Genomic DNA, 13,375 nt, shown 5'->3' with positions numbered 1-13,375 from the left:
ATGAATGCACTAGCAATAAATTATTTGTTAATTATTATAAATCAATCTGCAAAAAAATCATCAGGTGTTTTCGATACCGACTTACATTCAATGCTAATGATTATTTTATCTAGCATTGGAATTTATACTGCCATAATTGTTTACACCAGAATATTTGGAAAACGAAGTTTCTCTAAGATGTCAAGTTTCGATTTTGCAATGACCGTAGCAGTAGGTTCTATAACCGCAACTACTATACTTTCTGAAACTGTTAGTTTTTTTGAAGGGGCAGTAGGTTTGTTAATGGTATATATTCTTCAGCTTATAGCAGCTTACTTTCGCCGGTACAATTGGTTTAGAAAACGAATAGACAATCAGCCGACTTTAGTTATGGATGGTCAAACTATTCTTAAGGAAAATTTGAAAGCAGTAAGATTAACCGAAGGTGATTTACGCTCAAAGATTCGTGAAGCGAACGTGACAAAACTCTCAGAAATTAAAGCAGTTATTTTTGAGACCACTGGTAATTTGGTCGTTCTGCATAAACGAGATAATGATGGTATTGATGATTGGTTGTTAAAAGATGTGCAACGTTAATGCCTTATTCTAGCGCTTATCAAAATTTATATTTTTGGATTTGCAGCCGTATTAATAATGGTTTTTTAGCGTCGTATCTGTGTATCTCAAATTAAAAGTTAGGTAAGTGAATAGCACACCTTTAAGTAATTGATGATTCTATTAAAATATTTTATTACAATTTAGAAAGAATTGGGAACAGCTAATTTTAAACTTTTAGATTGAATTTTTGCCGTGAACCTAGTATATTCACCTATATACTCGCCGTCGATTTGAAGGGCAATTGGATTTTCGCACCTTACTGAAACATTTTTTGCTGAGAAAATTTTTGTAGAATTACTTTTGTCTTTAGTTTTTTTGAAAAAGGTTTTCAAAATTGCCCACACACTTAATCTTTTGTATAAAGTAACCTCAAAAAACCCATCATCTAGTTGACCTTCTGGATTTATATTGGCACCTGTCCCATATTTTGTTGCATTGGCAAAAGCTAATAAGACTCCTCTAAAACTTTCAACCGAATCGTTGATTGTAATCCAAAATTTATAGGGATAATTAGATTTGAATAATGTCGGAATGCTTTGAAATGCATAACCTAACATTCCGCTTGCATTAGCTTTTTCGTAATTATAAATTAATTCTGCATTTATTCCAATGTCTGCAATATGAACACATAATTTTTCATTTACTAAAAGCGTGTCGATAGTAAATGATTTATTGTTCAAGGCAATTTTTAGTTGTTCATCTAAATTTTTGGGAATACCCATGGAAGTAGCTAATCCATTGGCAGAACCACAGGCCAAAATACCCATAACAACATCCCTGTTAATAAGTATAGATGCGACCATATTTACAGTGCCATCACCACCTGCAACTAATAAGCGCTCAAAATTTATAGTATCTAATAATCTTTCAATTTTTATTTTATCATCCTTACCTGAAGTTTGGAAAATTTTGAGGTTAAAATTATATATTTCAGCGCTCTCTCTAGTTCTGGTCTCAATCTCATTACAATTGATTGAACCAGCAGTAGGATTTATGACCAAGAGCGCATTTGTTTTCATTTATATAATATATTTTAGTATTATAAATGTATCTAATTTTAAGGTAAAATTTATGAAACTTGACATAAGTATCTATCGAGGCTTTATGAATGATAAAGAATTAATAGTCTCTGGACACGTCTTTAAATCTTGGGCTCCAAGCCAATATAGTATTGAAAAAAGGGCTTTAAAACATTCATTTTCTATTTTGAAAATGTTTACCATAAAGCCTATGGCTAATGAAAAAGTTATACTCGAATTTAAAGATGAGACTGTATTTACCAAAACAATGAAGGATGGTTATTTTAATTTTAGAATTCCATTTGACACAAAACTACCAAGCGGTTGGCATTCTTGTGTTGTAAAGTGCGATATCGGAAAATTCAACATCGTATCCACTGGTGAAATTTTAAAACCATATACTGGCACCTATGGAATAATCTCAGACATTGACGATACTTTTTTAATTTCTCATAGCTCAAACGCTTTTAAAAAGCTGTACGTAATGTTAACCCAAAACCTTGACAACCGTCAAGTGTTTGATGATGTTCCTACACATTACCAAGCTCTAAGTAAAGCTGGACAACAACACGAAACTTCATTTAATTCGTTTTTCTATGTATCTAGTAGTGAATGGAATTTATATTCATTTATTGTTGCTATAGCTAATAAATATAAATTACCTAAAGCAGTACTAAAACTCAAAAAAATAAAGACCGGACTGGGCGATTTCTTCTTTACAGGTGGTGGTAGCCACGACCATAAATTTGAAAAAATAAAAGAAATCATCTCTTTTTATCCCGATCTTAAATACGTTTTGTTAGGTGATGATTCCCAAAAAGACCCGTATCTCTATGAGCGAATCTGTAAAGTGTTTCCAAAGAACATAGCGGCCATCTACATTAGACAAACCAAGAAAGAACCAAAGGAAAAAGTAAAAACCGTTTTAGCAAATATCGAGACCTTAAATATTAAACATTTATATTTTAAACATAGTAGCGAAGCGATTGCCCACTCTAAAGCTATAGGGATTATCTGATATAAAAATAATCGTGTAGTAACACAGTTAAATTCACTCGCTTCCCGCATTGTTTTTTTCGTCCTCTTCATCTCTCTCACCGTCCATATCCTCTTCATCATCGGTTATGATAAGCTGATGGTTGCTTTTCTTTAAACCCACAATTACTATTATGTTGGTAACAGTTCCATAGAGCATTAATACTGTTGTCACCATCATACCACTAATTATAGAGGAAGAGAACAATGTTGCCCAATAAATATACTTGTACCACGACATATCCACATTATCGGCTTCGGTAATGGGTATGTTAAAAAACTGAAAAAGCACCAATGCACTAATAAAAAGTATAGTATCAAACTTGGCAATGTTCAACACTTGTTTGTAGTGCGTTTCCTTTAATTTATTGCTTGTACCTATGCTTATTCCTAAAAGCGTTAGCAATAGTGCCAATATGGTTGCAGAAGCTAAGACGATTGTATTACAAAGCATATTTAACCCTTGCATTGAGGATTTTAATAATAATTTGGCTTCATATCCTGAAATATTGCCCAATAGAAATACACCTAAGGCGATGATGAATGTAGTGATAAGCCCACCATACAAAGCTTTTTTATTTTTTAGAAAGAAACTTTTCATATCTATAAAATTTCGTATCCAATTGGTTTAAAGCTACCACCATTGCTGTCTTTTGCAGAACAAGCTGTCATAGCTACAATTAAGTCCATTTGTGCTTCAAAGCAAATATAGTCGCCAGAAATGGAAGTTGGTGGCTTCACGTGTATTTTACCTTCTTCGTTGAAGACCACATTCATAAAAATGTTGAACGCAGTTGGAATTCCATCTTTGGTTACGCCATATTGTTTTAGGTTTTTATAAAGATTTTCGAAACAGCTGGGATGGTAATCGGTCATACTATAAAAATGCTCAAAAGTTTTCAAATCGCAAGGTGCGAGTAAAAAATCATTCCTGCCATTGGTGTCCTCTATAATTTTAACCATTTTATTGCTGCGGTTGCTATATAAGTAATTGCCTTTAGTTAAGAGTATTGATTCCTCATAATCCATTGTTTTTCCCGAGGACAGTTTTTCATTAACATCCGTACTATTAAAAAACAATATATCCGAAACTTGCATCCCTTCAATATCTATTATTTTGAGAACTTGACCTTTATTAAGCTTAAAGGATGTACCTGATTTTGGTGGGATTATTTGCATATTATTCATCAATTTTAAAAGGGCATTTCCATTTATCGTTCACAGCCCTACCACTATACTGTCTAGCTTCACTATGTGTGCCAAAATCCTCTAGCATAGGGTTTATTGAGCCTTGATAAGCCTTATCTCTTCTTCGTATTATGTCTCGAACCCTATGATATCTTCCTGCACTTCGCAACAATTCAAATTGACTATGAAGATTAAAAACTATCATCGGAACCGGCGAAGAACGCGCCCATCTCGAGGAATTGGGATGCATACCTACAATATAAAAAGATTGACCCAAAAGACTATAACTAAAATTTGAAGATTTGGGATTAGAACTTGTTGTTGGGTCCCAAGGGTATTCATCTCTTTGATGCAAAATATTCAATAACTTCCATAGAGATTTTTCAAAACCCTTCTCGGATGAAAATTTATTCTTACCAAAAACTGCAATAAAGGTTTGAAATTTCATTGAATCTGTTGATACATCGTTCAAATAATCCTTCAAATCTTCAATAATATTTTTAGCTGCATTTTCAGTCATACCCTCATACGAGCGTACTGTAATATTATCATCTGCCACAACGCTCTGCGCCATAACACAAGGATGATCGTCTAGAATAAACTCACGGACCATTTCTTCCGCTTCTAAATTTTTATATGATAATTCGTCCATTTAATTCTTACTGTAATAAATTAGTAACATAGTGAGGTTTAACGAAAATGAAATGCCATTTGTAATAATAATGGGCCAATCCTCCTTTAAAATGCCATATACGGTCCAAAGACCAACGCCAATTATAAGAATGATAAAAAAGAATGGACTTATACTATCTACATCTCCACTTTTGATAGCCTTTAGAATTTGTGGAATAATAGCAATTGTGGTAAAAAGACCAGCTAACAAACCGATTACCTCAATAATGTTCATGAATTTTACTTAAATTTTTGGTCGTTACAAATGTTCTATACTGACGAATTAAAATTAATTGTCTAAAATTAAAAATCAAGTCTGTAATAAGATAATTAATAACGCAATCCGATTAGGGCAAAAATGATTGTAGTTATAAGAACGCTTATTTAATGAAGTTTTATCTTTAGCTGCAACCTCTGATTTGATAACAGCAGATTTTGATGATATTGTTAGTATTTCAAAAGGATATAATACTACGCTTAATACAGTATCAAGTTCTATTATGAAGTAGTTCTGGGAATGCCCAACCGCTTCTACTCTATTGAGCGCCCAAGAAAGACAAGATTACTTCCTGAAGTCCTTTTAAAGGACGAGATTTTTCAAATTATCGAGTGTGCCAAAAACATCAAGCACCGATGCATACCGGTACTTCTTTATTCTTCAGGTCTTCGTCGCAGCGAACTTTTAAACCTTGAAATTGCTGATATCGATAGCAAGCGTATGGTATGGTCAAAAATGCAAAGGGCAACAAGGACAGGATCACCGTCTTGAGTGGGAGACTTCTGAAAAACCTTAAAGTTTATTACAAAGCATATCGACCTACAATTTATCTGTTTGAAGGTCAAAAGGGTGGCAAGTACAGTGCATCTAGTGTATTAAAAATTGTAAAATCAGCCTCGAAAAGAGCGGGTATACGTAAAAAAGTTACACCACATATGCTCAGACATAGTTTTGCAACACACCTTTTTAGAAAATGGTACTGACCTTAGGCACATTCAACTCTTGTTGAGACACAGTTCTACTAAAACCACGGAAATTTACACTCATGTTGCCAATAGTTCCTTTTCTAACATAAAAGATTTATTATCTTAGACGACATATAATGTGGATATAGTTAATACGTATATCCAATTGTTGTAAAACATTTTGACCAAAATTGAGAGTTTATTTTAAATGTCCGAATTGTCACTATGAAAACCGATTAAAAACGGAATCGTGTACTCGGATTGAATTCGCAATGGAAAACGGGAAGAACAGAAAAACTGACTGTAAAAATTGCAATCAGAAGTCTACTCTAAACGTGAATAAATTTTACGCAAAGGAATTTAAACTGATTTCAATTCTTGCTGGAATTTTATTTTTAGCAGGAACTCTTATCGGACTTTATTTTGTGATGCAAATGATTTCCGAAATGAAAACAGTCATTGGAATTTTCGTAGTTGCGTGCGGACTACTGTTTCCTGTGTGGATTTATAGCATTCTAAATAAAGAAGAAAGAAATCGAGTAAAAGCTTTCAATCAAACTTACGTGACTGAATAAAAAAACGTTTTACAACACAGTATAAAAATAATTGCTTAGTTTTAGGCTTAACCCAATGGCGTTGCAAGTTTACTACGTCTGATTTTCCTGCGGAAAATCCTCGCACGTAAACCCGCAACTCTTTTTATACCAACCGTTGTGCGTCATATGACAAACGACTCTAAAAAAGAAAAACGGGGAAGCTGAAAACCGATTAGAGTAAGCATTAAAAACTAAAAATGACCAATTATGAAATCACCTTTTAAATTTCTAGTTACTTTGATTTGCCTTTCGGTATTTTCAACTACTTCAGTTCTCGGACAAATAACTGAAGAACAAAAACTTTTATACAAAACAGGAAATCCCGCGGATTGGCCTAAAGAACAAGATGCTGTAGTTTCTGCACCAAAAAATCATAAAATTTTGTTGGAAAATGACAAAGTAAGAGTTCTGGAAGTAACAATTGAGCCAAATGAATTAGAAGCTGTTCATCATCATCAATGGCCGAGTGTACTTTATATTATGGAGGCTGGAGATTTTATTGATCGTGATGGAGAAGGAAATGTAATTATGGATTCTCGCAAAATACCAGAACCACTTACTTTCCCTTTGACAATGTATAAAAAACCAGAAGCACCTCATTCTGTAGAAAATTTGAGTGACACTGTAACAATTCGACTAATAAGAGTGGAAATGAAACAATAAAAGTTCTACGCTGGAAAAAATACGAACGCACAACAATGGCTATAAGTAATTGCTTGTTCTCGCCTACTTTGGAAATTCCTGCGGAATTTCCAACTTGGTGTGTACCTGCAAAGTTAAGTGCTAACAAACGCAACTACTCATAGCCGAGACCGTTGTGCATAATATTGACAAACAAAACGCTGAATGAAAAAAACTATAATCCTAATTGCAATATTTCTGCTAATCGGACTTAAAATCAATGCGCAGGAATTGACTTGTGAGGATTTTAAAATTGGACAATTTTATATTCCAACCGATGATGAAATGAAAAAATATACTGTAATATCAAATGATAGTATTAAAGAAATGACCGCTGAACGTGATTTAACTGTTAATAAATACATTGTTGTTCGTGCTAAAAACACTCAAGTGGAATGGAAAAACGGAATTGGAAATGGAAATCCTGAATACGAAATCATTGAATGGATTGACGACTGTACTTACCGACTGACTTATGACTCATCAAAATCTGAATTGGATGAAGGAAAAAAATGGGTAAATGACAATAACGGAATTGTAGTCTCAAAAACAAAAATTGAAAAAAGATGTCTGTATTATACAGCAACTATGACAACAAACGACGGACAAAAAATTTCGCAAGACGGAATAATATGCAAAGAATAAAAATACTATGCACAACACCGGCTATAGTTCATTGCTTCTGACTTTCCTCTCGGCAAGTCCTCGCAAATTTGCTATCTTCGGTTTACGGCGGAAAATCCTCGCGGATTTTCACGCAACGAAACCATAGCCAAACACGTTGTAAAACATTTTGACCAAAATTGAGAGTTTATTTTAAATGTCCGAATTGTCACTATGAAAACCGATTAAAAACGGAATCGTGTACTCGGATTGAATTCGCAATGGAAAACGGGAAGAACAGAAAAACTGACTGTAAAAATTGCAATCAGAAGTCTACTCTAAACGTGAATAAATTTTACGCAAAGGAATTTAAACTGATTTCAATTCTTGCTGGAATTTTATTTTTAGCAGGAACTCTTATCGGACTTTATTTTGTGATGCAAATGATTTCCGAAATGAAAACAGTCATTGGAATTTTCGTAGTTGCGTGCGGACTACTGTTTCCTGTGTGGATTTATAGCATTCTAAATAAAGAAGAAAGAAATCGAGTAAAAGCTTTCAATCAAACTTACGTGACTGAATAAAAAAACGTTTTACAACACAGTATAAAAATAATTGCTTAGTTTTAGGCTTAACCCAATGGCGTTGCAAGTTTACTACGTCTGATTTTCCTGCGGAAAATCCTCGCACGTAAACCCGCAACTCTTTTTATACCAACCGTTGTGCGTCATATGACAAACGACTCTAAAAAAGAAAAACGGGGAAGCTGAAAACCGATTAGAGTAAGCATTAAAAACTAAAAATGACCAATTATGAAATCACCTTTTAAATTTCTAGTTACTTTGATTTGCCTTTCGGTATTTTCAACTACTTCAGTTCTCGGACAAATAACTGAAGAACAAAAACTTTTATACAAAACAGGAAATCCCGCGGATTGGCCTAAAGAACAAGATGCTGTAGTTTCTGCACCAAAAAATCATAAAATTTTGTTGGAAAATGACAAAGTAAGAGTTCTGGAAGTAACAATTGAGCCAAATGAATTAGAAGCTGTTCATCATCATCAATGGCCGAGTGTACTTTATATTATGGAGGCTGGAGATTTTATTGATCGTGATGGAGAAGGAAATGTAATTATGGATTCTCGCAAAATACCAGAACCACTTACTTTCCCTTTGACAATGTATAAAAAACCAGAAGCACCTCATTCTGTAGAAAATTTGAGTGACACTGTAACAATTCGACTAATAAGAGTGGAAATGAAACAATAAAAGTTCTACGCTGGAAAAAATACGAACGCACAACAATGGCTATAAGTAATTGCTTGTTCTCGCCTACTTTGGAAATTCCTGCGGAATTTCCAACTTGGTGTGTACCTGCAAAGTTAAGTGCTAACAAACGCAACTACTCATAGCCGAGACCGTTGTGCCTAATTTGAGAAAATGATTGCGGAAATAAATAAAGCTTGGAATTGGAAAGGATTTAATGCGACCGAAATAGTTCGGACGAATGACTTTGGCAACGTGATTTTCAAAACGGATAAAAACGAATATTGGAGAATTTGTCCAGAAGAAATTAGTTGCAAAAAAATTGCGGAATCGGAATCTGAATTTAATAAAATCTCATCTGACTCTGAATTTATAGAAGATTGGGAAATGACAAACCTTGTGAATATTGCGAAATCGGAACTTGGAGAATTAAAAGAAAACGAAAAATATTGTTTAAAAATGTCTGCTGTTATTGGTGGAGAATACGAAAAATCGAATCTCGGAAAAATTAGTTTTGTGGAATTAATTGCTTTTAGCGGAGATTTAGGATTTCAAATAAAGGATTTGAAAGATGGACAAAAAATAAAACTGAATATAAAAGAATAAATGGGACACAAATCTGTTTGTTTAGAATGTTATAGAGTAGAAAATCTGGGATTAGATTTAACCAATCTACATCTTGGAAAATGCCCTTTGTGTTCAAATCAGATGATTTTTATTAATCATAGCTTTCGACCACCAAAAAAGACTGATAAGAAAAAATGGGAACTTGTAAAGTTTATGATTTCAGAAGGTTTTCCTTTCCATCACGTTTATCAAGAAGGGAAATCGGAATATTATAAATCGGAATCAAATAATTATGTCAGTTATCCAAAAACATTAGAAGAAGCAAAAGAATGGGTCGTTAAATACAAAGACCAAAGAATAAAAAACTAGGCACAACACCGTGTATAATTCATTGCTAGTACTCGCCTACTTGGAAATTCCTTCGGAATTTCCTCTGGTTCGTTTTAGTTTACTAATTTAGTTGCTCAAACACGCAACGAAATCATACACAAACACGTTGTGGGATAATTGCCTGCGGCACGTAGAAACCACGTTCTGCGAACGCTTCCTTTTCTACTAATTATCCCACAACGCTCCCTGTTGATCGCACCTGGCAATTTTATAGTATATTTATAAGGTTCCCCGTGAGCTCCTCACGAAACTACACACAACATGGTGTATAGCGAATCAGGCGCGAACATAGCTCTTCGTGAGGCGCGCCTCACTACGCTATACACAGGGAGCGTTGTAGCTAATTAGAGAAATGTAATTTCCTGAAATAGTTTACTCAATATGTGTATTAAATTTTCATTTGTGAAATTTTCACTAAATTAGATGTCAGTCGCCCAACTTCTCATGACTTGACCCTAAGCATTACAACTAATATCAAATCAATTGGGGAAGCCGAAAACCTTTTAGAGTAGGCAAACTAAATATCAATATTCATGAGAAAAATCCATTTATTCATTGCATTACTTATAACGTTGAGTTTTGCATCTTGCAAAGACAATACCGAAAAAGCCATCACTGAAGAAACCACTGAGGTTGAAACTACGGAAGTTAACCAGGAACTAGACAACGCGCCTACACTGCCAATGGATGTTATTACGGTATACCATACGGTTAGAGATTATGATTCTTGGCGTCGAGGATTTGATGCAGACTCCGTAGCAAGAAATGCTAGTGGCTTGTCCTTTGTTGCTGTTGAGAGATCAGTAGAGAAGCCTAATGACGTAAAGATTGTTTTGGCACCATCAGATATGGATGATGCGAAATCATTTATAGACAACCCTAGACTAAAAACAGTAATGGACAGTCTTGGAGTTTTATCGAAGCCCGAAATACATTTCTGGAATATCATAAGATACAATACAGAGCATAAAAAAGATGGCGGAACCCGACTAGAAATTACACATAAGGTAAATGATTTTGATACATGGGTAAAAGGATATGATCGTGAAGGTAAAGAGACGAGAGCCGCTAATGGCTTAAATGATTTAGCTCTCGGACGAGGTGTGGATGACCCAAACATGGTACACGTCGTATTTGCGGTGACAGATATAGACAAAGCCAAAGCTAGAATTAATGATCCTGAACTCAAAAAATTAATGGAAGAAGCAGGCGTTATTGGTGCTCCAACCATTACATTTTATAATGATGCCAATTAACGGTTTATAACTTAATGTAATTAGGAACAGCTCATCTAAAACACATGAGCTGTTTTTATTTAAACCATATAGTTTTTCATAGCAATTGCGTCATTAGCATAATAAGTGTGATAAACCATTTATATAGGTATCGAAGAGGGTGGCAAGAGCCTGAACCTTAATACGCCATTACAACCAAGCAATAAGATTCCCGCTTTCGGGATGTAGATTATGATAAAAATCTTTAGAAAAATGCGTTATGACCTTATGGAAAAAAACAAAACAGGTAAATACCTAAAATACGGCCTTGGTGAAATTATCCTGGTAGTTATGGGAATTTTGATAGCCTTACAAATTAATAATTGGAATGAAGAAAAAAAATCAAATAAGCAAATTCAATCCCTGTTAAACAATTTAGTTAAGTCAATCGAAGAAGACAAAGCCTATCTCACTCAAACTGAAATTCTACAAGAATTCCGTTCTAATTCATTATCGTATGTACTAAAAATTGCAAAACACGATTTAGAACAAAATTCAATTATTAATACACCCATTCCTAAACATAAGAATAATAATTTTTGGGAAGGACCTTATCCTGACACCTTGAATATGGACTTAATAAACCGTACAATTATCTGTTCTGGTGTACACGATAAGGTGATTATCAATAAAAACATTTTAGATGAATTAAAAAGTACTGGTTTATTTTCCAACATAAAAAATGACTCCCTTAAAAAATCAATTAACAAGTACTATAGTTTTGTAAATAGTAATTTCTTGATAGATGATTGGAATAAAGATCTTGCTATTTCATATAGAACTTTTTTAAGGGATAACTATGGAGTATTAACTATGGAATTATACTTTAAAGACAATCCATTAAAATTTATACAGCAGAATGAACCTGTCCAGGTGAGAATTTATGAAATGATTGGTCCTGCAAGATTTCGGTCTAATAATGCATCTATAGCTATTGATTTAGGTAAGGACGTTATACATGAAATTGAAAAATATTAGAAGTCTAATTAATAAAAATAACGAAAGCACAACAACGGCAATAGTTCATTGCGGCGGAATTTCCTCTCGGAAATTCCTGCGTATTTGCTAACTTTGGTTTACGGCGGAATAGTTCTGCCGAACCATTCCGCAACAAACCATATACAAACACGTTGTAGCGCATTTGAGAAAAACCAACTCTACACTTGTAGAATCATTTTTTTATTCTACATTTGTAGAGTTAATGAATTCGAATATCTCAACTGGTATCTTTTCATTCAAAATCTAAAAACTAATCTTAATTCCAACTTAGAAAATGAAAAGAATTTTATCACTCGCAATTGTTTTATTAATATTTAGCTGTAATACACCAATAAAAGAAGATGAAAACCGAAAACCAACTAAAAACGAAGTAATAGAAAACTTTAACGAACTAGTAAAGAGTGACGTTAAAGACGATAATATTGACGGAAGTTTTTCTCTTGCAATCATTCATAAAGATTCAACTTTAGTATTGAAATCTTACGGAAATGCAGATTTGAATACTATTTTTCGAATTGGCTCAATTTCAAAATCATTTGCTGGATTTTTAATGATGCAACTTCAACAAGACGGAAAGCTCGATATAAACGACCCTGTTGAAAAATATTTACCAGAAATTAAATCATTAGTTGATTATGATAAACATCCACCTATTACTCTAAAACAATTAGCTACACATACTTCTGGGTTAGATAGAGAATCGAGAAGTCGAGATGAAAATGTACGTTTTGGAAATATTAATGATTGGGAAAACAATCTTATTAAAGCAATTCCAGAAACCTCTTTTCGTTCAAAACCTGGTGAAAGATTTGGCTATTCAAACATTGGATTTGCAATTTTAGGTTTAACTCTTTCAAAAGTAGCCGACAAACCTTATATCGAATTAGTTCAAGATAAGATTTTCAGACCTTTAGAAATGAATAACACGTATTTTAAAGTTCCTGAAAACCAAAAGAACAACTTAGCAAAAGGAATGGCTGGTGGACCAACTGCTGAACTTGATCACGAGCGACCTAAACGCGAGCATAATGAAGTTGGATACAGAATACCTAATGGCGGCATTTACTCTACATCAAGCGATATGGTTAAGTTTATGAAAGCTTGTATGGGCTACTCAACTCTTTTAAATGATAGTGGTATTGAAATGCTACAAACAACACAAACACCAACAACAAGATTAAGGTCTAATTATAGTTTTGGTTTTCAATTATATTCTGACCAAGGAATAAATACTGTCGGACACGGAGGTTCTAAAGCTGGATATTCAGCTAATTTCGAATATGAAAAAGACAGCGAATATGGAGTAATACTTATGAGAAATTATAATTTTGGTAATACAAATTTAGATTTAAGGTCAAATTCACTTCTTCGGAAATTAAGCGTTGCGGAATAAAAACGTGCTACAACAACGTGAATAATCAATTGCTTTGGTCGTTGCTTATTTGAAAAATTCCTTCGGAATTTTCTCACGTTCGTTTTTATTTGCTAAATTAATTGCCCAAACATGCAACTTTCCATAAACAAAC

The 13,375-nt window shown here is 33.8% G+C and carries 17 protein-coding genes and 1 pseudogene; 13 read left to right on the top strand and 5 right to left on the bottom strand.

Annotation, left to right across the window (positions count from 1 at the left end):
- Entirely contained in the window at positions 1 to 576 is a 576-nt protein-coding gene (locus tag HM983_RS12690) for a DUF421 domain-containing protein (RefSeq protein WP_179345904.1), read from the top strand.
- Positions 577 to 737: 161 nt separating this feature from the next.
- Here the strand turns inward: HM983_RS12690 and HM983_RS12685 are convergent, their stop codons facing one another.
- Positions 738 to 1,616 carry a diacylglycerol/lipid kinase family protein gene (locus HM983_RS12685; protein WP_179345902.1) on the bottom strand — a complete coding sequence of 293 codons (879 nt, stop codon included), beginning with the start codon at positions 1,614 to 1,616 and terminating at the stop codon, positions 738 to 740.
- Positions 1,617 to 1,668: 52 nt separating this feature from the next.
- On the opposite strand from HM983_RS12685, the gene HM983_RS12680 reads away from it, so the two are divergent.
- Positions 1,669 to 2,634, top strand: a complete 966-nt coding sequence (locus HM983_RS12680) for an App1 family protein (RefSeq protein ID WP_179345900.1) — start codon at positions 1,669 to 1,671, stop codon at positions 2,632 to 2,634.
- A 33-nt stretch (positions 2,635 to 2,667) separates the two neighbouring features.
- Here HM983_RS12680 and HM983_RS12675 read toward each other — a convergent pair whose 3' ends face one another.
- From HM983_RS12675 to HM983_RS12660, 4 genes are read right to left on the bottom strand one after another with little or no spacing between them, the layout of a single operon-like run.
- Entirely contained in the window at positions 2,668 to 3,252 is a 585-nt protein-coding gene (locus HM983_RS12675; protein WP_179345898.1) for a hypothetical protein, read from the bottom strand.
- A 2-nt stretch (positions 3,253 to 3,254) separates the two neighbouring features.
- The gene (locus HM983_RS12670) at positions 3,255 to 3,830 is read right to left on the bottom strand and encodes a DUF1989 domain-containing protein (RefSeq protein ID WP_179345896.1); all 576 of its coding nucleotides are present in this window, start codon (positions 3,828 to 3,830) and stop codon (positions 3,255 to 3,257) included.
- A 1-nt stretch (position 3,831) separates the two neighbouring features.
- Positions 3,832 to 4,491, bottom strand: a complete 660-nt coding sequence (gene gntA / locus HM983_RS12665) for a guanitoxin biosynthesis heme-dependent pre-guanitoxin N-hydroxylase GntA (protein ID WP_179345894.1) — start codon at positions 4,489 to 4,491, stop codon at positions 3,832 to 3,834.
- Positions 4,492 to 4,746, bottom strand: a complete 255-nt coding sequence (locus tag HM983_RS12660) for a SemiSWEET family sugar transporter (protein ID WP_179345892.1) — start codon at positions 4,744 to 4,746, stop codon at positions 4,492 to 4,494. It abuts the gene before it with no gap.
- A gap of 249 nt (positions 4,747 to 4,995) precedes the next feature.
- Between HM983_RS12660 and HM983_RS12655 the strand changes: the two are divergent.
- The 11 genes and pseudogenes from HM983_RS12655 to HM983_RS12605 all read left to right on the top strand — a co-directional run.
- Positions 4,996 to 5,601, top strand: a pseudogene (locus tag HM983_RS12655) (tyrosine-type recombinase/integrase); the annotation flags it as partial.
- A 208-nt stretch (positions 5,602 to 5,809) separates the two neighbouring features.
- The gene (locus HM983_RS12650) at positions 5,810 to 6,049 is read left to right on the top strand and encodes a hypothetical protein (RefSeq protein ID WP_179345888.1); all 240 of its coding nucleotides are present in this window, start codon (positions 5,810 to 5,812) and stop codon (positions 6,047 to 6,049) included.
- Between the two features lie 228 nt (positions 6,050 to 6,277).
- Positions 6,278 to 6,733, top strand: coding sequence for a cupin domain-containing protein (locus HM983_RS12645; RefSeq protein ID WP_179345886.1), 456 nt, complete (start codon positions 6,278 to 6,280; stop codon positions 6,731 to 6,733).
- 183 nt (positions 6,734 to 6,916) lie between these two features.
- Positions 6,917 to 7,396 (top strand): hypothetical protein, encoded by a 480-nt coding sequence (locus tag HM983_RS12640; RefSeq protein ID WP_179345890.1) that lies wholly within the window; start codon positions 6,917 to 6,919, stop codon positions 7,394 to 7,396.
- Between the two features lie 302 nt (positions 7,397 to 7,698).
- Positions 7,699 to 7,938, top strand: coding sequence for a hypothetical protein (locus HM983_RS12635; RefSeq protein WP_179345888.1), 240 nt, complete (start codon positions 7,699 to 7,701; stop codon positions 7,936 to 7,938).
- 228 nt (positions 7,939 to 8,166) lie between these two features.
- Positions 8,167 to 8,622: a cupin domain-containing protein gene (locus tag HM983_RS12630; protein WP_179345886.1), complete on the top strand. Its 456-nt coding sequence runs from the start codon at positions 8,167 to 8,169 to the stop codon at positions 8,620 to 8,622.
- Positions 8,623 to 8,793: 171 nt separating this feature from the next.
- Positions 8,794 to 9,225 carry a T6SS immunity protein Tdi1 domain-containing protein gene (locus HM983_RS12625; RefSeq protein WP_179345884.1) on the top strand — a complete coding sequence of 144 codons (432 nt, stop codon included), beginning with the start codon at positions 8,794 to 8,796 and terminating at the stop codon, positions 9,223 to 9,225.
- Positions 9,226 to 9,555 carry a hypothetical protein gene (locus HM983_RS12620; protein ID WP_179345882.1) on the top strand — a complete coding sequence of 110 codons (330 nt, stop codon included), beginning with the start codon at positions 9,226 to 9,228 and terminating at the stop codon, positions 9,553 to 9,555.
- A 554-nt stretch (positions 9,556 to 10,109) separates the two neighbouring features.
- A complete protein-coding gene (locus HM983_RS12615) occupies positions 10,110 to 10,832 on the top strand; it encodes a hypothetical protein (protein WP_179345880.1) in 723 nt (240 codons plus the stop codon).
- Positions 10,833 to 11,078: 246 nt separating this feature from the next.
- Positions 11,079 to 11,828: a DUF6090 family protein gene (locus HM983_RS12610; RefSeq protein WP_179345369.1), complete on the top strand. Its 750-nt coding sequence runs from the start codon at positions 11,079 to 11,081 to the stop codon at positions 11,826 to 11,828.
- A 295-nt stretch (positions 11,829 to 12,123) separates the two neighbouring features.
- Positions 12,124 to 13,242: a serine hydrolase domain-containing protein gene (locus tag HM983_RS12605; protein ID WP_179345878.1), complete on the top strand. Its 1,119-nt coding sequence runs from the start codon at positions 12,124 to 12,126 to the stop codon at positions 13,240 to 13,242.
- Positions 13,243 to 13,375 lie beyond the last annotated feature (133 nt).

This window comes from Winogradskyella ursingii (assembly GCF_013403975.1).
Lineage (GTDB): Bacteria > Bacteroidota > Bacteroidia > Flavobacteriales > Flavobacteriaceae > Winogradskyella > Winogradskyella ursingii.
The sequence above is the reverse complement of the archived record's forward strand: the minus strand, read 5'-3'. Positions and strand labels throughout refer to the sequence as shown.